20 protein-coding genes are annotated in these 22502 nt (G+C 34.5%); 5 read left to right on the top strand and 15 right to left on the bottom strand.

Translation table 11 applies throughout. The features are described from left to right. Positions 1-99: 99 nt before the first annotated feature. From BR52_RS02705 to BR52_RS02685, 5 genes are all read right to left on the bottom strand, one after another. Positions 100-1143, bottom strand: a complete 1044-nt coding sequence (locus tag BR52_RS02705) for a BMP family lipoprotein (RefSeq protein ID WP_034568904.1) — start codon at positions 1141-1143, stop codon at positions 100-102. A 263-nt stretch (positions 1144-1406) separates the two neighbouring features. Further along, on the bottom strand, positions 1407-3752 hold the full coding sequence (locus tag BR52_RS02700) for an FtsK/SpoIIIE family DNA translocase (RefSeq protein ID WP_034568902.1): 2346 nt from the start codon (positions 3750-3752) through the stop codon (positions 1407-1409). Positions 3753-3901: 149 nt separating this feature from the next. Continuing rightward, positions 3902-4708, bottom strand: coding sequence for a DUF975 family protein (locus BR52_RS02695; RefSeq protein WP_034568900.1), 807 nt, complete (start codon positions 4706-4708; stop codon positions 3902-3904). Positions 4709-4865: 157 nt separating this feature from the next. Beyond that, entirely contained in the window at positions 4866-6941 is a 2076-nt protein-coding gene (locus tag BR52_RS02690) for a DNA topoisomerase 3 (RefSeq protein ID WP_034568898.1), read from the bottom strand. Positions 6942-6953: 12 nt separating this feature from the next. Continuing rightward, on the bottom strand, positions 6954-7259 hold the full coding sequence (locus BR52_RS02685; protein WP_236707218.1) for a DUF1033 family protein: 306 nt from the start codon (positions 7257-7259) through the stop codon (positions 6954-6956). A gap of 148 nt (positions 7260-7407) precedes the next feature. Between BR52_RS02685 and BR52_RS02680 the strand changes: the two genes are divergently transcribed. Then, positions 7408-7683, top strand: a complete 276-nt coding sequence (locus BR52_RS02680) for an acylphosphatase (RefSeq protein ID WP_034568896.1) — start codon at positions 7408-7410, stop codon at positions 7681-7683. A gap of 66 nt (positions 7684-7749) precedes the next feature. Beyond that, on the top strand, positions 7750-8667 hold the full coding sequence (gene yidC, locus BR52_RS02675) for a membrane protein insertase YidC (RefSeq protein WP_034568893.1): 918 nt from the start codon (positions 7750-7752) through the stop codon (positions 8665-8667). 52 nt (positions 8668-8719) lie between these two features. Here yidC and BR52_RS02670 read toward each other — a convergent pair whose 3' ends face one another. Beyond that, complete coding sequence (locus BR52_RS02670) at positions 8720-10240, bottom strand: HAMP domain-containing sensor histidine kinase (RefSeq protein ID WP_236707206.1); 1521 nt, start codon at positions 10238-10240, stop codon at positions 8720-8722. Further along, a complete protein-coding gene (locus BR52_RS02665) occupies positions 10237-10923 on the bottom strand; it encodes a response regulator transcription factor (RefSeq protein ID WP_034568891.1) in 687 nt (228 codons plus the stop codon). Before BR52_RS02665 ends, BR52_RS02670 begins: the two co-directional genes overlap by 4 nt. Positions 10924-11315: 392 nt before the next feature. On the opposite strand from BR52_RS02665, the gene BR52_RS02660 reads away from it, so the two are divergent. Then, on the top strand, positions 11316-11873 hold the full coding sequence (locus BR52_RS02660; protein WP_034568888.1) for a hypothetical protein: 558 nt from the start codon (positions 11316-11318) through the stop codon (positions 11871-11873). Positions 11874-11944: 71 nt separating this feature from the next. Here the strand turns inward: BR52_RS02660 and gnd are convergent, their stop codons facing one another. Together gnd and BR52_RS02650 are read right to left on the bottom strand one after the other, a co-directional pair. Next, positions 11945-13372 (bottom strand): NADP-dependent phosphogluconate dehydrogenase, encoded by a 1428-nt coding sequence (gene gnd, locus BR52_RS02655; protein WP_034568886.1) that lies wholly within the window; start codon positions 13370-13372, stop codon positions 11945-11947. A 96-nt stretch (positions 13373-13468) separates the two neighbouring features. Further along, entirely contained in the window at positions 13469-14590 is a 1122-nt protein-coding gene (locus tag BR52_RS02650) for a M20/M25/M40 family metallo-hydrolase (protein WP_034568883.1), read from the bottom strand. A gap of 156 nt (positions 14591-14746) precedes the next feature. On the opposite strand from BR52_RS02650, the gene BR52_RS02645 reads away from it, so the two are divergent. Together BR52_RS02645 and BR52_RS12680 are read left to right on the top strand one after the other, a co-directional pair. Then, positions 14747-15703, top strand: a complete 957-nt coding sequence (locus tag BR52_RS02645) for a magnesium transporter CorA family protein (protein WP_034568881.1) — start codon at positions 14747-14749, stop codon at positions 15701-15703. Between the two features lie 75 nt (positions 15704-15778). Continuing rightward, a complete protein-coding gene (locus BR52_RS12680) occupies positions 15779-15928 on the top strand; it encodes a DUF4044 domain-containing protein (protein WP_074403285.1) in 150 nt (49 codons plus the stop codon). Positions 15929-15968: 40 nt separating this feature from the next. Here BR52_RS12680 and BR52_RS02640 read toward each other — a convergent pair whose 3' ends face one another. The 6 genes from BR52_RS02640 to BR52_RS02615 form a co-directional block, all read right to left on the bottom strand. Further along, complete coding sequence (locus BR52_RS02640) at positions 15969-17207, bottom strand: ABC transporter permease (RefSeq protein WP_034568879.1); 1239 nt, start codon at positions 17205-17207, stop codon at positions 15969-15971. Further along, entirely contained in the window at positions 17204-17914 is a 711-nt protein-coding gene (locus BR52_RS02635; protein WP_034568877.1) for an ABC transporter ATP-binding protein, read from the bottom strand. The genes BR52_RS02640 and BR52_RS02635 overlap by 4 nt, the downstream gene beginning before the upstream one ends. A gap of 14 nt (positions 17915-17928) precedes the next feature. Continuing rightward, entirely contained in the window at positions 17929-19098 is a 1170-nt protein-coding gene (locus tag BR52_RS02630; protein WP_034568874.1) for an efflux RND transporter periplasmic adaptor subunit, read from the bottom strand. A 208-nt stretch (positions 19099-19306) separates the two neighbouring features. Next, a complete protein-coding gene (gene recN, locus BR52_RS02625; protein WP_034568871.1) occupies positions 19307-21010 on the bottom strand; it encodes a DNA repair protein RecN in 1704 nt (567 codons plus the stop codon). Between the two features lie 36 nt (positions 21011-21046). Beyond that, positions 21047-21496: a transcriptional regulator AhrC/ArgR gene (gene ahrC, locus BR52_RS02620; RefSeq protein ID WP_034568869.1), complete on the bottom strand. Its 450-nt coding sequence runs from the start codon at positions 21494-21496 to the stop codon at positions 21047-21049. Positions 21497-21680: 184 nt separating this feature from the next. Beyond that, the gene (locus tag BR52_RS02615) at positions 21681-22499 is read right to left on the bottom strand and encodes a TlyA family RNA methyltransferase (protein WP_034568867.1); all 819 of its coding nucleotides are present in this window, start codon (positions 22497-22499) and stop codon (positions 21681-21683) included. Positions 22500-22502 lie beyond the last annotated feature (3 nt).

Raw genomic sequence — 22502 nt, 5'->3', positions numbered from 1 at the left:
TATTGATAATATAAGTGCTATTTTTATTTTTTCACATTACTTTTCACAAAAATAGCCGGACAAACATCATCCGGCCACTATATCTGTCATTTATATTAATTAAGGTTTTTCTGGAACTTCGATCTTGCCATCAACAATTTGTTGTTTGTAATCATCTACTGCTTTTTGAACATCATCTGTTAATTGTCCTTTAGATAAATCAACACCGTCTTCTTTCAAGCCATAAGTCAATGTTTCTCCACCTGGGAATTTATCTTTCATTGCATCATTTGAAATATCCACTACGGCTGTTTTAACACCTTTAAGCGTTGAAGCAAGCGTTAAGTTTCCACCTTCGTATTTACCTTCTTCAGTTTGGTCACGGTCAACACCGATTACCCATACTTTTTTCTTAGAGTCAGCCTTCATGATATCTTTAGCTTCTGAGAAGACACCATTACCTGTGTCACCTGCTGCTTGATAAATAATATCAATTCCACTGTTGTACATTGCTGCTGCTAATTGTTTCCCTTTAGCAGAGTCACCAAATGAACCAGCGTATTCAACTTTTACATCGATATCTGGATCAACTGCTTTAACGCCTGCAATAAATCCTGCTTCAAAACGACCAATAACTTCGCCTTCTTGACCACCAACAAAACCTAATTTTTTAGTTTCAGTTGTTTTTGCTGCTGCAACACCTGCTAAAAAGGCTGCTTCATGGTCTTTAAAGATAACTGAAACCACGTTGTCACCTTTGACAACAGAATCAATAATCGCAAAGTTTGTTTTTGGATTTTGTTTTGCTACATCTTCTAAAGCTGGAGCAATTTTATATCCAATTCCGAATACAGTGTTAAATTGTGATTTAACGGCACTGTTTAAATTTGTTACGAAATCTGAGTCAGAGTTAGATTGTAGATAGTTAAAACCATCTTTCCCTTTTTTCAAGTCATGTTCTTTGCCCCAAGCTTGCAAACCTTCCCATGCTGATTGGTTAAATGATTTATCATCTACCCCTCCAACGTCTGTTACCATTGCAACTGTATGCCCCTTAGCAGAACCGCTCTTACCTGAATCCTTTGCTCCGCCGCCACAAGCTGCTAATGTTAAACTAACGCCTAAACCGATTGCTAGTAGACCCACAAGATTACGCTTTTTCAATTTAAAACCCCTCCAAAAAAAATTTGATTGAAAACGAAACGTTAAGTTAACGAATCATTACTCACAACTATTCTACCACCTTTTTATAAAAATTGAAACGTTTTACCGATTAATGAAAGCGATTTACATAAAAAACATTAAGAATTTAATCTTATTTTCATTTAATTATAAAAAATATATCGATTTTATTGATTCCTTTTTTATGAAAACCCTTCATAACCGAACGTTGTTAGAATAAAAAAAGAAGACAAATTGTCTTCTTTTTAGCTTTCATTATTATTTTCAGGATCCGATTGACTTGGTAAATGAGTGATATTCACTTTTCGAGGTTTACTGCCCTCAGATGGTCCAACAATTCCTCGCATTTCCATCTCATCTACCAATCTGGCTGCTCGATTGTACCCAATTCTAAAACGACGTTGCAATAAGGAAATACTTGCTGTTTGCATTTCCAAGACCATTTGGACTGCCTCATCATACAGATCGTCTTGTACTTCATTACTGACTGTTTCTTGAATTTCGGTTGGCATCATTTCCTCTTGATAATTAGCTCCTTGCTGATCGGTAATAAATTCTACAATCCGTTCAACTTCTTCATCTGAAATAAAGGCGCCTTGTACGCGAACAGGTTTATTTTCACCCATTGGTAAAAAGAGCATGTCTCCGCGACCTAGCAACTTTTCAGCCCCGCTACTGTCAATAATAGTTCTTGAATCGATGCCACTTGAAACTGCAAATGCAATTCTTGAGGGAACATTGGCTTTAATAATCCCCGTAATAACGTCAACACTTGGTCTTTGAGTCGCAAGAATCATATGAATACCAGCTGCCCTCGCCATTTGTGCTAAGCGAATAATCGCGTCTTCCACTTCATTACTCGCCACCATCATTAAATCAGCTAATTCATCCACAATTACAACAATATAAGGTAGAAACGGATAATTTTCATCCTTCTCCGTATTTTTAGTGGCAACCATTTTATTGTAACCTGTAATATTTCGCATGCCACTAGCCGCAAATAATTCATAGCGTCGTTCCATTTCCATCACCACTTTTTGCAATGCTTGTGCGGCTTTTTTAGGATTTGTTACAACCGGTGTTAACAAATGAGGAATGCCGTTATAGACATTTAATTCAACCATCTTTGGATCAATCATCATCAATTTAACTTCATGAGGTTTCGCACGCATCAAAATACTCGTAATGATTCCATTGATACAAACCGATTTCCCACTCCCCGTGGAACCTGCCACCAATAAATGGGGCATTTTGGCTAAATCAGCAGTGGCAACAGATCCTGTAATATCTCGACCTAAAGGTACTTCCAATAAATTTTCAGGATGTAGGGGTTGCGCTTCTATAATATCTCTAAAAGCAACAATACTTACTTCACTGTTTGGTACTTCAATCCCAATAAAGGCTTTCCCTGGAATGGGTGCTTCAATACGGATATCCTTTGCAGCTAGTGCTAACGCAATATCATCACTTAAACTAACGATTTTACTAACTTTAACCCCAATCGCTGGCTGTACTTCATATTTTGTAACTGCTGGTCCCAAATTAGCTTTCGTTACCTTAGCATCTACGCCAAAGCTTTTGAAAGTCGCTTCTAATTTGGTTACATTTTCTTGAATCAAGGCATATTCATTCGACTGATCCAATGCTTCAATTGCATTTAACAATGTTGTAGGAGGCAATTGGTAGTCTCGGCTTTCTGGTTCTGCTTTGATTTCAAAGTTCAACTCTCCAGTTGGCTCTGCTTCCTCTTTTACTGGCTCTCTGACTTCTGTTGAAGTAGGTTTTAAATTTTGTTGATAACTGTCGATTTTCAATTCTAACTGCTCTGCTTCGCCTACCACAGCTTCTTTTTCAGCAGCTGCAAGTGCTTGTCCTGGTGAAATTGGTTGGACTCGATTCTTAGACTGTTGCTTAGAATCACCATTGTTTTCTTTTTTTGAATTTTTTTCTTGTTTCACTGTACTCCGCTTCTCATTAAAAGCTTGCCATTTTTTCTGTAAAATTGGGCCATTTTTTTGCAGAACATCTCTTACTTTTATCAACACTGTTTTAAACGATAAATTAAAGAAAATAAAAAAACCAGCAATCATTAAGATACTTGCAATAAAATACGTACCTCCTTGTGAAAATAGAAAATGACTTCCACTGTAAAGCAGTGCGCCTATCATGCCACCGCCAAGCGATTCTTTAATTTGATTATTTCCCATATCCGTCATAAAAAAGCGGAATGTTGCAGGAATTACTTTAACATTCGTCCCCATAATTGGACTAAATAATCTGGCATGAAGAATCACAAGTAAACTAAGATACATAATACTAAAGCCAATAATTTTTTTACTTTTATAGGAAGGTTCTTTGCCTTTTAAAACTAAATATAGACCATATAAACCAAAAGCAACCACACTAACCAAATAGGTATTCCCTACAAAAAAGCGAAATAGGTTCGCAATTAAGATACCAATAAAACCTAATTTGCTTGCCGCGAAAATAGCGGAACAGATAAATAAAAGACCAATAATTTCAATGGAAAGATTCCGTTTTTGTTGTTTTTTTGAGGGTGCTTTTTTTTTCGTCTTCTTTTTTTGTGCCACTCTTCATACTCCTTTCAATCATATTATTCTTTATTATACACAAAAAAGCGGACAAATGTTCTCTCTCCCCTTAAAAAAATCAATTTCTATTGCCTTTTTAACAAAAAAAACTCTTAGTAGATTTCCTACTAAGAGTTTTAATTATACGATTATTCCCCTAACTGTTGAACTGTCAAACGACGGTAATAAACTTGTTCTGAAGTTTTTAGGTAAGGAGTGATGTAAAAACTAATGGCAATAAAATATAGCGCTAAAACAAATGCCAAAATTATTGATGTAACAACTAATGGAGAAGTTCCATTATCCCACCCACTGATACCTATGAAAAACACAACCAACCAAATAATAAGTGGTACGATATACCATAGTATGAATGATAACTGTAAAAAGAAGAAATTCGCTTTTTTACCGTCCATCAATTTACGACTCGCTGTAATTGCATCTAAAATGCCAATCTCTGGATTATCTTTCATGATATTCAATGCTTGGCTATAACTATATGACTTAATAATACCAGGAACCACTAATAATAATGACCATAATGCAGTAAAAATACCAATCATAATAATTAAACCTAACACTTTGAAAAAGTTTTTATTAAATACTTGGAAAATTGAACCGATTGAATAATTTTTTCCATCTACTAAGTCTAAAAATGACCATTTATACCCAACATCTAACACTGAGCTAATAATTTGGGTAATAATCCCTAAAACAAATGATACAGACATTGTACCAATCATTACAGATGTCATCGCGATAAGATCTGCTTCACTAATATTTCCACTATTTGCGCCTGCCAAACCACCTGCAATTGATCCAACACCAGAAATCATATTGGTTACCATTGACATTGCGAAACTAATTAATCCTAAAATGATAAATCCACCAATAGCCGTTCCCCAGTTGCCTTGCAAGCTATTTTTAGCTTCAAGTTTAACTTCTTTAATATTCATAAAATCCTCCTTTTTTAAGTTGCTTAAAAGTCAACTCCTATATAAAGGATAAACTATTCTTATATTCTTGTCTACAAAATAACTTGAATTTTTTTTGTTTCGCTTCTATAAACACTTAAATAAAAAAGCCTGCAAAAAGAGCAGGCTTTCTTTATGATTACTTATTCTCCTTCATGGCAGCTTTTAATGCCAATGCTAAAGGACTTTCAACTTCCTCTTCACTTTGACTATATTTTTTAAGCATTTTCTTTTCTTCGTGTTTTGACATTTTTTTATTTTTCTTATCTCCTATTTTTTCAGAGATATTACAGAACTTACATTTGAAATAAGCACCATTTTTGCCTTCATGAATTTCCATTTTTTTATGGCACTGTGAGCATCGATGCATCGATACTTTTGGATCTTTTCTACGGCGGTAAGAACACTCCGTATTGCTACAAACTAAAATTTTGCCATCACGAGCATTTTTTTCTTTTAACTTTTCACCGCAATCCGGACATGTTTTATTCGTTAATGAGTGATCGGTGTATACTTGATTGCTTGTCTTAATCTCTTTTACTAGACGTGTTGTTTCAGCTTCGATTTGTTTAATAAAGACTTCTTTTTTTAATTTGCTAGCGGCAATCTCTTCTAGTGCTTTTTCCCATTTCGCAGTTAAATCAGGTGTTACAAGTGTTGGATTAACCAGAGTCAATAACTGTCTTCCTTTAGGCGACACACTTAATTTATTTTGTGCACGTTCCATCAACTCACTACTGATTAATTTTTCAATAATTTCAGCTCTTGTTGCGGGAGTTCCTAAACCCGTTTTCTCCATTTTTTGCAAGAGGGTTGCTTCTGTCAAACGACTTGGTGCCTCTGTCAAATGTTTATTGATTGCAAATTGTGGTTTTTTTAACGTTTCGCCTTTTTTATAAGAAGCATCTACTTTAGGTGCCTCCACTTGTTTCCATCCAGCTTCAATCACTTCTTCTTGTTGACATTGGAATTGAATGCCTTCAACTAAAAATTGATACGTCGTTTTTTTAGCTTGATAGGCTGGTAAAAACAATCCTAAGAAGCGCTCTACAACCATTCGGTAAATTTTCAGCTCATCACTTTCCATTTTTTCAACTCTTGGTCGTTCTTCCGTCGGAATAATCCCATGGTGATCGGTTACCTTGCTATTATTGAAAACCCCTTTTTGAGTTACTTGTCCGCCATTTTTTAAAGCTTTCTTTACAACATCCGGTGAAAAACTTTGAACAGCATGTAAACGATCTTTCATTGTTGCTGCCATATCGGTTGTTAAATGCTTTGAATCGGTTCTTGGGTACGACAATACTTTATGACGTTCATACAAAGTCTGCATCAAACCTAACGTTTTCTTAGCTGAAAATTGGTAACGTTTATTAGCATCTCGTTGTAATTCAGTTAAATCATAAGGAATAGGTGCATAATCTGTTTGAATTTTTTCTTTGATTTCATTTACTTTAACTGGTTTACTTTTTAATTTAGTCGCCAATTCTTCGGCTTCTTTACGATCCTTAAATTTGGTTTTAGCGCCTTCAATCAAAGTTGCTTTTTGACCATCCACCATTAAGCTGACGGTATAAAAAGTTTCTGGCATAAATGTTTCTATTTTTTCTTCTTGTTTGCGTACCATTGCTAAAGTAGGCGTTTGAACACGTCCAGCTGACAAGCTGTCTTGATATCTAACCGTTAAGGCTCTTGTTACATTTAAGCCAACCAACCAATCCGCTTGGGAACGTGCTATTGCTGAATCGTATAATGCATCGTATTGCTTACTTGGTTTCAGATTTTTAAATCCTTCTTTAATGGCTTTGTCAGTTTGAGAAGAAATCCATAGTCGCTTAACAGGTTTATTAAAGTGAACATACTCTAAAATCCAACGCGCAACCAATTCCCCTTCTCTTCCGGCATCTGTTGCAATTACAGCACTATCAATGTCTTTGCGGTTCGCTAATTGTTTAATCGCTTTTAATTGATGCCCTGTATTTTTTAATGGTTTAATCGCCATTTTAGGAGGAATTAAAGGCAAACTTTCTAAATCCCAATTAGCCCATTCTTTTTTGTAATCTTCTGGCATTTTTAAACCTAATAAATGACCTAATGCCCATGTTACGATAACATCTTTTCCTTCTATATAGTTCTTATTTTTTTGAGTAGCGCCAAGAACACGAGCAATCTCTTTTCCAACGCTAGGTTTTTCTGCAATAATCAATGTTTTCATTTAATTTCCTTTCTATTTTGAAGCTGTCGGTTGAAACACTTCAAAAGGTCGATCATCTTTTAAAAGCATGATACTATGGAATAATTGTATGTCATCTTCGCAATCTTCGCAATATCGTATTTCTGTTTCATTCCAAAATGCAGTTAAATAAGACTTTTTTGTTTCTTTATAAGGATACTGCATCTCTAACTCTGAATAAATTTGCTGATATGCTCGGCTAGCTTCTTGAAAAGTCGCATAATCATTTTGTGAAACAATATCGTCTTTCCAATCATCAAAAAACCACCAGGGTTCATATTCACCATATAATGCAATCACTTGATACAAATAGATCCCCTCCTGTTTTTTATCTTAATTTAAGTATATCATGACTTGCTTTAATTGGCTTTTTTGTAGTTTGATTGACTAATCACAAATTCATCGTTAAAATACTTATATTGTTACGTATTAGAAAGGAGAGGATTTGATGAAAACCATTCGTATGAAGGTAAAAGGTCGCGTGCAAGGTGTTGGATTTCGTTATATGACGAAGATGGTTGCCGATCAAATTGGCGTATTTGGAATTGTACAAAATGAAGCGGACGGATCGGTTTATATCGAAGCAAATGGTGATTCAGATAAAATCGATTTATTTATTGCTAAAATTAAGCAGTCCCCAACCCCCAGCGGTCGAGTCGAAAATCTCCAACTTGAAGAAGATGCATCTATCAAAATTCGCAACAAATTTTCAGTAACTAATTGAAATCTGACTGCGATTCAAGTATAGTTAGAAATGTTACCTATTAAATTAATCAAAGGATCGTGAAACATGAATAAATTAAAAAAATTACTTTTAACAAGTAGCGTATTAAGTCTTGTCCTATTCTTATCTGGTTGTATGAAAACTGATAAAAATGGGAATGGAACAGGTTTTATTTACGACTATCTTGTTGTGCCAACAGGAAATTCTATCATTTGGTTAGCTGACTTGTTTAATGGCAGTTATGGAATGGCGATTATTTTTATTACGTTAATCGTTCGTGTCATTATTTTGCCTTTAAATTTAAATCAAGCGAAAAAATCAATGATTCAGCAAGAAAAGATGGCTGTCATTAAGCCTGAAATGGATGTTATCCAAAAGAAACAAAAAGAAGCTGCCACGCAAGAAGAAAAAGCTGCTGCTCAACAAGAATTAATGGCACTTTACAAAGCCAATAATATGAGTATGACTGGTGGAATCGGATGTTTACCAATTCTAATCCAAATGCCTATTTTTACTGCTATGTATCAAGCAATTCGCCTTTCTCCTCAGATTGCTGAAAGCAACTTCTTAGGAATTAACCTTGGCGATAAAAATGTCTATCTAGCAATTGCTGCTGGTTTAGTTTACGTCGTGCAAGCTTACCTTTCAATGATTGGCATGCCTGATGCTCAGAAAAAACAAATGCGCATGATGATGTTTATGAGTCCAGTAATGATTTTAATTTTCACACTTCAGTCACCAGCAGGGCTTGGTCTTTATTGGTTAGTCGGTGGAGTCTTTGCTTGTTTCCAAACTTTAATTACAAATTTGTATCACAAACCTAAAATTAAAGCTGCAATCGCAGAGGAAATGAAAAATCGTCCGATTCAACCTGCTGTCGTTCAAAAAGCTAAACCAATCAAAGCTGAAGAAATTAGCGCAGCTTCAAAAAAAAATACACCTAATCCTAAAAAAGGACGTAATTCTGGTAAACAGAATCGTTAATTTAAACAAAAAAGAAAGGAGCGAATGACCTTGGTCACTGGCTCCTTTCTTTTTAATTTTCTTTTAAAATCGGTAAACTAATTCTAAAGATTGTGCCGTGATTTAAAACACTTTCAACGGAAATCGTTCCTTGGTACCCATCTAGTAGCTCCTTGGCGATTGCTAAACCCAATCCATTTCCACCTTTGTCTCGACTTCTTGCCTTGTCGATTCGATAAAAACGATTAAATATTTTTTGCAAATCCCCTTGACCAATTCCTTCACCAAAATCTTGAATGGCAATTTGAATAGCGTAATCATCTTGGGCTACGGAAATGTGAATCTCTTTACGATCTGTTGAATATTTCACTGCATTGTCCAATAAAATAATCAAAATCTGTTCAAAATGATTTCGGTAAATTTGAACATTCACATCTTCATCGACGTCATCATCTAAATTAAAAACAAAATCTGGGTGAATCATACTAAAATTATTAAAGGTTTGATGGATCATATTTTTTACATTTGTTTTCTCATGTTTATAATGAATTTCCACTTGTTCGGCTCTAGAAAGATCTAGCATTTCTTGTACTAAGCTCTTCATCCGTTCAATTTCTTGTAAGGATGCAGACAGAGATTCATCTAAAATAACAGGATCTTCTTTTCCCCAACGATTTAATAGTTTTAAATGACCTTCCATAATAGCTACTGGCGTCCGTAATTCATGAGAAACATCTTCAACAAATTGTTTCTGCTGTTCAATGTATTTTTGCATTTTATCTAACATATCGTTGAAAAGCCTTGTCAAATCAGATAATTCATCGTTTGAATCTGGTACGACCATTCTTGAGCGCGATTGCGTATCCTGTCTAACATCATTCATTGTTCGCGTCATTAGCTTAATTGGTTTTAAGAAATTAATGGCTAATAAATAACCTAATACACCACTCACAATCAAGGCTAAACTTCCCATTGTCAGCATCACCAAAACAATTTTATTGCTCATTTCATGATAACGCAATAATTCATTGGTTACTTGAACATATCCAATAATATTTTGATTCTGACTAGACATAATTGGCATTGTCCCTGAAAATCCGTCTTTCCCATCAATTTTGATTGGTTTAATTTCAGTATACGCTGTTTTAGTGAACGTTGCATGACTTGCTCTTGATTCATACAACAATCGTGAATTTGGATCAAAAACTCTGACCACAACTCCTGCTTCATTTATTTTAGCGTAAAGTGTATCGATTGAATCATATGAACTGTCATCAATCAAAAATCTCGAATCTACTTCTGAATCATTTGTAGTTGGAAAATTAGGTTGTAGTGTTTGAGTCACTTTTTCATTTGTTAAATTAGCAGATTCCAATTTCAACTTATTAGAGACTGCAAACAAAGTATCTTTTACATTTGCATGCTCTTGTGAAATCATCATTTGTGTAAATCCCATAAAAATAGCGACAGAAAAAAGAGTGTACGTAAAAAAGATTGCCATACTTGCGCCAATCGTCCACTTCCATTTAAGAGAAACCCGCTTTTTTACTTTAGGTTTCTCCTCTTTTTCACTGTCAATAATTTTATTGCTCACGAGCGCATCACATAACCCGTTCCACGAACTGTTTGAATATAGCTTTCTTCGTTAGGAACATCAATTTTATTACGCAAATAACGGATATAAACATCCACCACATTCGTTTCAACTTCTGTTTCATAGCCCCATACTTTATTTAAAAGAACATCTCTTGCTAAAACTACGTTAACGTTTTCCATCAAAGCTAATAACAATTCATACTCACGTTTCGTTAATTCAATCACTTCATCCCCACGTCTGACAACACGGTTTTCTTTTTCAACAGTGATATCACGGTATGTAACCGTAGTTTGTTTCGTAATATTTTGTTCGCCTTCAATATCAATGCGACGTAACAACGCACGTAAGCGTGCTAATAGTTCTTCAATCGCAAAAGGTTTCACAATATAATCGTCTGCTCCATGATCTAAACCAGAAACTCGATCAATCACAGAATCTCTTGCAGTCATCATGATAATTGGCGTATTTTTCACTTGACGAATACGGCGGCAAACTTCAATTCCGTTTAATTCTGGTAACATCAAATCAAGCAAAATAGCATCCCAATCATCTGAAAGCGCTGCTTCAAGTCCTGCTCTACCATTATTTTGAACTTCAGTTTCATACCCCTCATGCTTTAATTCTAGTTCAACAAAACGCGCTAAATTCTTCTCATCTTCAATAATTAATATTTTATGCATACCTATTCACCTTTTCCTTTATACTCAGTGGATTTATTCTTACACTGCGACTTTAGTACAATAACATGTTTGACCTCTTACTACAATCTATTTCTAATTGAATTTTCACTTCATTTTACCATAAATAAATAAAAAATAAACGTTATACACCTAATTCAATCATTTTTTACTCTTTTTCAAATTAAATTCTTCAGTTTTTTTCAAAAAATAAAAAAACATTGAGAAAATGATAATAGCCTAAATTCTTCTTCAATAGATAATTAATATAAAAAACTATACCAAAAAATTGTAGCTATTGTGACCTATTCAGCAAAATGATATAATTGAACCGTTGTTATGTTTGTTTGAATAAACGCTTTTATGTAAAAGATAAAAGAATATAGGAGGAGACAATGGCTAGAAAAATGCTATATCCAAAAACGAAAAAAAAGAATCTCAAACGAAAGATACTCATTTTCATTGTAATTATCTTACTATTGACAATTATTTTTTTCGGTTTCTACAAAATGAAAGTAAAAAACGAAAGGGTTGTTTTCCGATCTCCAATTATTTTTATAAATCAGAATAGTTTTATCAATGAAAAAAGAATGGCTTCCCCTATTCAAAATGGAGTCACGATAGAGGTACTGGATAAAAAAATTGTACCCAGCGAACAAAAAAAAGATTCCTCAGTTACCCTCGAACTAGAGATTCGAGCGAAAAATAATCTTACCAAAGCAATTAACATCAACTATTCCGATTTTTTACTTATCAAAGATGACGTTAGTTTCGAACCTGAACTAAACTTTGCTACTGACTTTTTATACCAAGATGCTATCAATCCTGATATCACTATCACTCGAAAGCTTGCCTTTAAAGTCAGTGAAGAAACGGCTCTTAGTAAAAAAGTACTTTTAGTGACAGATAGTAAAGAATGGATTAGCAATCTAGATAGACCAATTTCTAACTAAAAAAGCATGGAAAACTACTTGGAAAGAAATCTCTCCATTGTTTTCCACGCTTTCTTTTTTAATTTAAACGTTTATTTATTGTCTTCCCCATACCAATCGTAATGATAAACGCCTTCTTTATCCGTTCTTTCATACGTATGAGCACCAAAATAATCGCGTTGTGCTTGGATTAAGTTCGCTGGCAAGTTTTCTGAACGATAAGAATCATAATAAGCAATTGCTGATGAGAAGGTTGGAATTGGAACTCCTGCTTTAACGGCAATTCCCACAACATCACGAACAGCATCTTGATAGTTTTTCGTAATATCAATGAAATACTCATCTAATAGTAAGTTTTTCAATGCTGGCTCACGGTCATAAGCATCTGTGATTTTTTGCAAGAAACGAGCACGAATAATACATCCTGCACGGAAAATCTTAGCAATTTCACCATATTGTAAATCCCAGTTGTATTCTTCACTCGCAATACGCATTTGAGCAAATCCTTGTGCATAGCTCATGATTTTACTAAAGTATAAAGCTTGACGAATTTTTTCGATAAATTCTGCTTTCTCTTCTGTTAATGTAAATGTAGCTGGTTTTGGTAGAACTTTGCTTGCATTCACCCGTTCTTCTTTCATTGCTGAAATGTAACGTGCGAATACGGATTCTGTAATTAGTGGAAGTGGCACACCTAAATCCAATGCGCTTTGTGACGTCCATTTACCTGTTCCTTTATTTCCAGCACGATCTAAAATCACGTCAACGATTGGTTTTCCTGTTTCTGGATCTTTTCTTGTTAAAATGTCAGAAGTAATTTCCATTAGATAGCTATCTAATTCTCCATTGTTCCATTCCGTGAAGACTGCTGCTGCTTCTTCTACACTTAAGCCCGCAACATCTTTTAATAGTGCATAAGACTCTGCTATCAATTGCATATCGCCATATTCGATTCCATTATGAACCATCTTAACATAGTGACCAGCACCATTTGGGCCAATATAAGTGACACATGGTTCGCCATCTTCTTTAGCAACAGCCGCAATTTTTTCAAAAATAGGTGCAACTAAATCGTAGGCTTCTTTTTGTCCACCAGGCATGATTGCAGGACCTTTCAAAGCCCCTTCTTCCCCACCTGAAACACCTGTACCAATAAAGTTAATACCTGATTGATCCAACTCTTCATTACGACGAATTGTATCTTTAAAGAAGGTATTTCCTCCATCAATTAAAATATCGCCTTTATCTAAATGAGGCAACAACGCTTGAATCGTCATATCTGTTGGTGCTCCTGCTTTAACCATAATCAAAATACGACGTGGTTTTTCAAGAGAAGCCACAAAATCTTCTATTGTATAAGTTGGCACCAATTTTTTATCTGGATGCTCTGCAACAACTTCTTCAGTTTTAGAACCTGTACGGTTAAAAATAGAAACGCTATATCCTCTGCTTTCAATATTTAAAGCTAAGTTTTTACCCATTACTGCCATTCCGATAACGCCAATTTCTTGTTTCGACATTTATGAAACGCTCCCTTCAAATGCTTACATTTTAAAACTCTTCATTATCGTACCAAATATTTGCTGAAAATAAAAGAATTGATTTCTTTTATTCTTTTATTTACTACTTACCACCGTTACGATTTGATACGCTAATTCTGCAGCTTTTTTTAATTCCTTAGTTGGAATGTATTCATGAACCGTATGAATTTTCTCATATCCAATGGATAAGTTGGTTGTTGGCTTGCCTTTTCCATTAAAAATATTTGCATCACTTCCGCCACCGCTTGTTTGATAATTAGGACGAATACCTAGGTTCATAATTGCTTTTGCCGCAACTTGAACAACTTGAGTTTCTTTGGTAAAACGATAGCCGTCATAATTTTTCTTAGTTAAAACGACTGCTGAACCGCCCATTTCAGATGCAATCGTTTCAAACGTTGATTTCATGTGGTTCACTTGATTTTCACAAGCTTCTTTTGACAATGACCGCGCTTCTGCAATCACTTCTAAGCGATCCATTACAATATTAGTAGCTGTCCCACCACTGATTAAACCAATGTTTGCTGTTGTTTCTTCGTCAATTCTGCCTAGTTTCATATGATGAATCGCATTTGCTGCAATCTGAACTGCTGAAATTCCTTTTTCAGGAGCTACTCCAGCATGAGCTGTCACACCTTTAATTAAAGCTTCGATACGATATTGAGTCGGGCTTCCAACTGTAATGCTTCCAACTGGGCCACCTGTATCTAGAACGAACCCGTAATTTGCAGAAAGTTGTTTAACGTCAAACGCTTTAGCACCAACTAATCCGCTCTCTTCCCCAACTGTAATCACAAATTCAATTGGACAATGAACCATTTCTGATTCCTTTAGTGTTTGAATGAGTTCAAATAAAATCGCAATCCCAGCTTTATCATCTGCACCCAAGATAGTCGTTCCATCGGTTTGAATCACATCATCTTTGATAATAGGTTGAATATTTTTCCCTGGCATTACCGTGTCCATGTGACAAGAAAAGAAAATCGTCTCCAGACTGTCATCTCCAGCTAATACCGCAATCAGATTGTTCGCACCAAAACCTGTTTCTCCCTTGGTTTGATCTTCAGTTACTTCTAATCCTAGTTTTTCAAATTCTGATTTTAAATAAGGTTGAATCGCTTCTTCTTGTTTGGTTTCTGAATCGATTTTCACCAAATCAACAAACCGTTGAATAAGTCTTTCCTCGTTGATTAACATTGACTACCACTTCTTTCCTGATTGTATTCTCTATTTTAAGTGAAACTATCCATTTGTGCAACTCTTCCTACTTTATAGTTTATTTAAGTTATTTGGATTGTTCTAGTGTATAATGAAACCATGAGTTTATGAAAAATGGATAAGGAGATTTCACTTATGATTCAAGGTTTTCGTACAAATGGTGTTGGTGAATTAATTACTGACAATCAAGAAATAAGTGGTGGTTGGATTAATGTAAACGACCCTACTGATGAAGAAATTACTAAATTAGTTAAAACATTCAATTTTCCAAGAGATTATATTACCAGTGTCTTAGATGAGAATGAAAATTCAAGACAAGAAATGCTAAAAGAAGAAGATGAAGATGCAGCTTCTCTTATTGTTATGCAATACCCTCACTTAATGATTGGTGAATTGGGTTACATCGAGTATGTGACACTTCCTATTTCAATCATTTTAACTAAAAACACCTTGATTACTGCTTCAAAACATACACCCTTATTCATTACAAAAATGATTCAAAATCAAGAGGGATACAAAATTGATACTACTCATCAAGAGCAATTTGTCTTACGCCTTCTATGGCACATTTCAGCCTCTTATATTCATTTTTTAAATGATATTGATGATGAAACAAAAAAATTAGAGCTACAACTTACGAAGTCAACTAAAAACGAACAGCTTTTTGCTTTGATGGCTTTGCAAAAAAGCTTAACTTACTTCTTAACCGCAATTTCCAGCAATCGTCCGATTCTAGATATTATGAAAGAAACCGATCGTTTTAGTAAGAATGCTGTCGCTCGTAGTTTCTTGCATGATGTAATTGTTGAAAATGAACAGGCTGAAACGATGATTCATCAATACCGAGAAATTTTAGATCAGGTTAGCAACGTGTTTTCAGCTGTTGTTTCAAATAATTTAAACAATATTATGAAAATTTTAACCTCTATTACAATTGTTTTAACTATTCCTACTATTATTGGCGGAATTTACGGAATGAACGTTGACTTGCCATTATCGCAAGCTCCAAATGCTTTTTGGATTGTTTTGTTATTGATGTTGATTATTAGCATTATTACAGCTTGGATTTTAAAAAAGAAAAACTATTTTTAAATCATCACTTGAAAAAGCAGTCTCATTAAGTGTAAAATGATAGAGACTATTTAAAAAGAAAGTGAGGAACTATTCTTGAAAAATAAAGATATTTATAAAACAAGCTATAAGAAAAAACAACCTACTAAAATGGAAAAAATAACAAAAATCGTTGTTTGGATTATGTTATTCGCAATGATAGGTTCAGGTGTACTGTCAGTTGTCTATACTTTATTCTTTAACTAAAAAAGAGAACACTCTCCATAAGAGTGCTCTCTTTTTTTAGTTAACGATAGATTGCTTTGATTGGGTCCATTTTTGCTGCATTAATTGCAGGTATAATTCCAAATAGAATCCCAGTAAAAATCGACACAACTGTTGAAATAATAAAGATTTGAGGCGTCATTACAGGAATTATTTGGACAAATGATCCTAGTAATTTAGATAGACCATAACCTAATGCGATTCCTATCAATCCTCCGATTAAGGTGATAAAAGCTGCTTCAAGTAAGAATTGTAGTAAAATCGTTCTTGGTTTAGCTCCAATTGCTCGTCTAATCCCAATTTCACGTTTTCTTTCAGTTACCGAAACATACATAATATTCATCACGCCAATCCCACCAACAAGAAGTGAAATTGCTGTAATTGCCATTAAAAATCCTGTCATTCCACCAACAGCATCTTCCATCATTTTTTGTTGTTGCTGTGCACTGTCGTTTTCTTTGAAAATTCCTTTTACCTCTGGATGGGCTTCGGTCATTCTATTAACGGCTTCATCTAAAACTTGTTGGCGATCCGCATCAGGTTTTAATTTCAAATTAATTCCTTGGATTTGTTTTGATTTTGCCAACTCATTATAAGAAGCTCTTGAAACAATGCTGCTTCCAACGGTATTCCAATCTAACTCCATGCTTTCGCTTTGAGAAAGGTTATTGTAATCAAACTTTTCTTTAATTCCAATTACCTTGTACATGTAACCATTAATTGAAACCGCCTGATTCAGCATTTCTTCTGGCTTATCCATCTTGATTTGATCGTCAAAAACACTGTGATCTAAAATAATCACATCACGATTGGCATCTCTGGATTCGATTTGACGACCAAAAGCTAACGGAACTTCGCCGGTATTAGGGGTTGCCATTAAACTTGCTTTTGCCCCAAAGTAATCCATATTGACATCAATATTATCGCCACCTGCTACTCCACCATAATCTGGATAGATTGCATCAATGCCTTTTATGTCTTTTATTTTTTTCAAATCAACTCTTGTAAAAGAAAAATCACTATCCTTATAACTAATATAGTTCATTCCGTCTGATTCTTCGTCTTCCATACTGTATTGAATTTTCATAATATTTGCATTGGTATCATTAGCTGACATTACTTGCTTTTTCATCCCGGCACCTAAAGTTGAGATACAGACAACCGATGTGATTCCAATAATAATTCCAACCATTGTTAAAAATACGCGAAGCTTGTGTGCTCTTAAACTTAAAAAGGTGCTGATTAAAATATTGATAATCATAAAGTCACCCCATTCTCTACAAAGACGCCATCTTTCATTCGAATTACTCGAGTTGCGTATTTTGTCATATCTTCATCATGCGTTACCATGACAATTGTTTTGCCTTCTTTATTTAATTCACTTAATGTACTCATAATTTCTTTTCCTGTTTCACTATCTAAGGCACCTGTAGGCTCATCTGCCATAATCAACAACGGATTGTTCACTAACGATCTTGCAATCGCTACACGTTGCTGTTGTCCACCTGACAACTCAGTAGCACGAGACTTTAATTTTGTTCCCAAACCAACTAAGTCTAAATATTTTTTTGCTCGTTCGTGTTTTTCGCTACTTTTTTTGACCCCTTGATAAACCATTGGCAATTCAACATTTTGAATAACATTTAAAGAATCAATCAAAAAGAACTGTTGAAAAACAAAACCAAAGAACTGATTGCGATAATCGGACTTCTTATTTTCGGATAAAGAAGACACATCCGTTCCTTTAAATAAATAAGTTCCATCTGAAATTCGATCTAAAAACCCAATAATATTCATCAAGGTCGTTTTACCGCTCCCTGATTTCCCCATAATCATAATGAACTCACCTTCATAAATCGTTAGGTTTAATGATTTTAGGACATGAAGTTTTTCTTTTCCCATTGGAAAATACTTATTGATTTCCTTTAGCACAATCAAAGGGGTTTTTTCATTTTTTTCATTTTCCATTGATTACGCCCCCCTTAATTTTCAACAGTAACATTGCCATTAGCAGCATCTGTTTTCTCTGAATGATCGCCTTCTAGTAAATCGCCTTCTTTAACTTTTTTCTTAGAAGAAACAATTACTTTATCAGCAGACTCAAGTCCTGACGTCACTATCGTATTTTTCCCTTTTTCTTCGCCAGTTTGAATTTCACGACGAATCACTGATCCAAAATCATTGACTAATACGTAACGAATATCCCCTTCAGTTTGGATTGCTTTCGTTGGAATTTCAATTGGATCGTTGCTTAAATTAATGGTTGCTTGTACATGGTAGCCATTTTTCACACCTTCAAATGAATCCAAGGCTAATTTAACTAGGTAAGATGACATACCCGCTTCTGCACCTGCTGTAGCATCTGCAGCACCTTCAGCTCCAGCTGTTTCTGGCGGATTATTATCTATATAAGTGATTTTCCCACCCACTGTTTTACCTGTTGGAACAATTTGAATATTGGCTTTTTGATCAATAGTAATTTTTGCTAAATCTTTTTCATTTACTTTTCCTGATACGTAATATCCTTCAGAAGTTAATTTTAAAATAGGTGCATTTGCATCCTTGATTTCTGGAATCGCAACTTGTCCTCTGAATTTTGCAGTTGTGTTCACATATTGTTTTTCTTTCAAATTAGCAATCGTACTTGTTGAAAATTGAATATCTTCATCAATAGTTGCTAATGCCTCTGTGTACTCTGATTCTATTGCACTTTTTGATGTAGTTCTCTCTTCTTCTGGTGTCGCATTAAAATTAGCAAGCGCCTTGTCTCTTCTAGCAATTGTATTGCTACGTTTTGTTTGATTTCTACTCACTGTATTATTTTGTTCTTCTATCAATTGGGTAATCTCTTTATCTTCATAAGTAAATAAAACGGTTCCTTGATCTACAATATCTCCATTATTTACTTTGATTTCTGGTTGTGTTCCTAGTTTTTCATTTTTAGCAAATGATTCTGTTTGATCTGGTGTCACCACTCCATTGATGTATACTTGCTCAACATCTGGTACGTCAAAGTAATCAATTCCATCATCGACTTTAGCACTTTTCCCAGCCTCTTCTACTGTACTTGATTTCATCATACTTTTTACTACGAATCCACCAATAATTAATACAACCACTACTACAATACCAACAATCCATTTTTTCTTCATTGTAAGCCTCCTAATTTTTAATTAATAATTCCTTATAAGTATATCTATTTTAAGCATTTATGAGAACCCTTTAATCGGAAGTTTAGATAAAAATCATCCTTAGGTTGTAGGTGAAAAGGTCTTTTCTGTCACAAAATTGTCACATTTAAGTAACGATCGTTATTTAAAATACTTAAAAAAAAGAAAATCAGCAAGTTGATTTTCTTTTTTAAATGTATTTGTGTTTTTCAGTTTTGGCTAGTTCTAGTAATTCTTTTGCATGTTCTAAAGTCAATTTAGTAATCTCAGTTCCTGCTAGCATTCGAGCGATTTCTTGTACTTTAGCTGATTTTTTTAGCAAGTCAACATGGGTCTCTGTTCGTTCTCCTACAACAGTTTTGGAAATAAAAAGATGATGATCCGCCATTGCTGCAACTTGTGGCAAATGAGTAATACATAAAACTTGTGAATGAACAGCTACTAAATAAATTTTATTCGCAATTGCTTGTGCTACTCGACCACTTACTCCAGTATCAACTTCATCAAAGATGATACTAGTAATCCCTAAGTTTTTTGAGAAAATCGTCTTCATTGCTAACATCATTCGAGAAAGCTCTCCACCTGAAGCTACTTTTGCTAATGGTTTTAAAGGTTCTCCCGGATTGGTTGCAATATAAAACTCAACCTGATCAATTCCGTTTTCACTGAAGCTTTTTCCATTTGTTTCTTTTGAAAGGAAGCGAACTTCAAAAATAACTTTTTCCATATAAAGCTCTTTTAATTGCTCATGAATACTGATTTCTAGATCTTTAGCAACTTCTTGTCGTTTTTTGGACAATACTTGCCCTTTTTTGGTCAATTGTTCTGATAATTCTTTGAGTTCAGTTGTTAACGTATAAATATGATCTTCTCGATTTTTAATTTGGCTTAATTCAATGGTTATTTTTTCATAATAATTCATGATTTCAGCTAAAGAATCGCCATATTTTCGTTTCATCTGATGAATCAGTTCAAGTCTCTTCTCGATTTCATTTAAACGATTTTCATCATAGGCTAGCTGATCCATTTCTTTTAAAATATCACTAGCTGCTTCTTGTAGTTGAAAATAACTATTGGAAATACTTTCAGAAATTTGTTTGTACTTGCCATCGATTTCTTCAATTCCACTCATTTCAGTCATCGCACTGCCAATTAAATCGATGCCACTACCTTCCTCTCCTTGCAGAGCATCATAGCTAACTGAAAGGGCACCAACAATTCGTTGATAATTAACTAATAAGTTTTTTTCTTCTTCTAGTAAATCATCTTCTCCAACAACTAGTTCAGCTAATTCAATGTCGTTGGTTTGATAAGCTAGCATATCCATTCGTTGAGCTAATTCTTGTTCGCTATTTTGCCACTTCTCATAAGTTGTTTTAGCGGTTTGGTAGGCTAGATAAGTTTGATGATAATCTGCTTTTAAGCGACTTAATGTCTCATTACCAAATTGATCTAGCATTCCTAAGTGACGTTCTGGATTCATTAATTCTTGGTGCTCATTTTGACCATGTATGTCAATCATCGTTTCACCAATCAAACGTAATGTAGCAATATTGACTAAGCGTCCATTAACTCGACAGACATTTTTCCCATTTCGGTGAATATCTCGTTGAATCAAAATGGTATGATCTTCAAAATCAATATCATATTCTTTTAATAAATCAAAAGTAGTGGCTTCTTTATTTAATGAGAATAAACCTTCTAGGACGCATTTGGACTCACCGTGACGGATAAACTCGCTTGAGCCTCTTCCACCTGCTAATAAACCTACTGCATCAATGATAATTGATTTACCTGCACCCGTCTCACCCGTTAAAACGGTCATTCCATTTTCAAAGCTTAATGACAAATCGTGAATAATCGCGAAATTTTTAATGGCTAGTTCTTGTAACATGTTTTCACCTCTCAAAACCGTTTTTGCTTTTAATTTTTATAATAAATGTAAAAAATGATCTTTAATTCTTGTCGCAGCTTCTGCTGATTTACAAATAATCAAGACAGTATCATCGCCACAAATCGTTCCAAATACCCCTTCAAAGCTAGAAGAATCGATTAATGATCCTAATGCATAAGCATTTCCTGGAATCGTTTTTAAAACGAGAAAGTAATCTTGCATGTCAATCGAAACAAAAGCATCTTTGACCAGTCGTTCCAATTTTTTTGATGTATCGTATTGTGCATCTGGTGGCATACTGTAGCGATAACCGCCAGTTTGTGAGGGAACTTTTACTAGATGAAGTTCTTTGATGTCTCGTGAAATAGTTGCCTGTGTGACCACGATTCCTCTTTCTTCTAATATACGCACAAAATCCTCTTGTTTTTCAATTACATTATCCTGAATCAACTCTTGTAATAACCGATGTCTTTCTTTTTTCTTCATAATTACACCTCGTTTTCTAAAAACAGTATATTTATGCAATGATTTAACTCTATCATAACGTATTTTACTTTCGGAATAAAGAATTAAGTAAAAAATATAGTTGTTTTTAACACTAAATGTATATTCATACTCAAAAAACAGCACTAAAATAAGATTCTTTTCTTAATTTAGCACTGTTTTTTATTTATTTTTTCAAACGCTCATAAGCACTGGCTAAAGTAGAATCCGCATTAACACTATAATTTACAGTTCCAGTAACTTTGTCATTCCATTTTAAATGCATTAAAAATTCAATATTGCCTTCGCCACCAGTGATTGGTGAATAATCAAGAGCCATTACATCATATCCGATACCAACTACAAATTGAATCATATCGTCTAATACTTGTTTATGAACAGCTGGGTCACGAACGATTCCTTTTTTGCCAACACCTTCACGACCTGCTTCAAATTGTGGTTTAATTAAAGCTAATACATCGCCACCAGGTTTTAAAATATCTTTTAATACTGGTAAAATCAAACGCAGAGAAATAAAAGAAACATCGATTGTCGCAAATTCCGGTTGTCCTTTGGTAAAATCTTCTAATTTACTGTGTCTGAAATTAACGCGTTCCATTACTTCTACACGTTCATCTTGTCTTAACTTCCAAGCCAATTGATTGTAGCCTACATCTAACGCATAGCTCATTGTTGCCCCATTTTGTAAAGCTGCATCGGTAAATCCACCCGTTGAAGAGCCAATATCCAACATAACCTTATCCGTTACATCCACGTCAAATACTTCTAAGGCTTTTTCAAGTTTCAAGCCACCACGACTTACATAACGCAATGTTTCTCCTTTGATTTTAAGTACGGAATCTTGTGAGATTTTTTCACCTGGTTTGTCTAAGCGTTCTTCTTTTTCATTATAGATTTGACCCGCCATAATTGCTCGTTTCGCTTTCTCTCTTGTTTCAAATAGTCCTTGTTCAACTAATAAAATATCCACTCGTTCTTTCTTCATTCC

Origin of the sequence: Carnobacterium divergens DSM 20623 (assembly GCF_000744255.1) — a bacterium.
Classification (GTDB): domain Bacteria; phylum Bacillota; class Bacilli; order Lactobacillales; family Carnobacteriaceae; genus Carnobacterium; species Carnobacterium divergens.
Note: the sequence above shows the minus strand (reverse complement) of the source record. Positions and strands in the feature narration are given on the sequence as shown.

Coding starts and splice junctions, on each gene's coding strand:
- BR52_RS02650 (WP_034568883.1), bottom strand. CDS start 14,590: ATGTTAATCAACGAGGAAAGACTTATTCAACGGTTTGTTGATTTGGTG.
- BR52_RS02645 (WP_034568881.1), top strand. CDS start 14,747: ATGATTCAAGGTTTTCGTACAAATGGTGTTGGTGAATTAATTACTGAC.
- BR52_RS02615 (WP_034568867.1), bottom strand. CDS start 22,499: ATGAAGAAAGAACGAGTGGATATTTTATTAGTTGAACAAGGACTATTT.
- BR52_RS02680 (WP_034568896.1), top strand. CDS start 7,408: ATGAAAACCATTCGTATGAAGGTAAAAGGTCGCGTGCAAGGTGTTGGA.
- BR52_RS02690 (WP_034568898.1), bottom strand. CDS start 6,941: ATGAAAACATTGATTATTGCAGAAAAACCTAGCGTTGGAAAAGAGATT.
- BR52_RS02635 (WP_034568877.1), bottom strand. CDS start 17,914: ATGGAAAATGAAAAAAATGAAAAAACCCCTTTGATTGTGCTAAAGGAA.
- recN (WP_034568871.1), bottom strand. CDS start 21,010: ATGTTACAAGAACTAGCCATTAAAAATTTCGCGATTATTCACGATTTG.
- BR52_RS02660 (WP_034568888.1), top strand. CDS start 11,316: ATGGCTAGAAAAATGCTATATCCAAAAACGAAAAAAAAGAATCTCAAA.
- BR52_RS02695 (WP_034568900.1), bottom strand. CDS start 4,708: ATGAATATTAAAGAAGTTAAACTTGAAGCTAAAAATAGCTTGCAAGGC.
- BR52_RS02630 (WP_034568874.1), bottom strand. CDS start 19,098: ATGAAGAAAAAATGGATTGTTGGTATTGTAGTAGTGGTTGTATTAATT.
- ahrC (WP_034568869.1), bottom strand. CDS start 21,496: ATGAAGAAAAAAGAAAGACATCGGTTATTACAAGAGTTGATTCAGGAT.
- BR52_RS02665 (WP_034568891.1), bottom strand. CDS start 10,923: ATGCATAAAATATTAATTATTGAAGATGAGAAGAATTTAGCGCGTTTT.
- gnd (WP_034568886.1), bottom strand. CDS start 13,372: ATGTCGAAACAAGAAATTGGCGTTATCGGAATGGCAGTAATGGGTAAA.
- yidC (WP_034568893.1), top strand. CDS start 7,750: ATGAATAAATTAAAAAAATTACTTTTAACAAGTAGCGTATTAAGTCTT.
- BR52_RS02640 (WP_034568879.1), bottom strand. CDS start 17,207: ATGATTATCAATATTTTAATCAGCACCTTTTTAAGTTTAAGAGCACAC.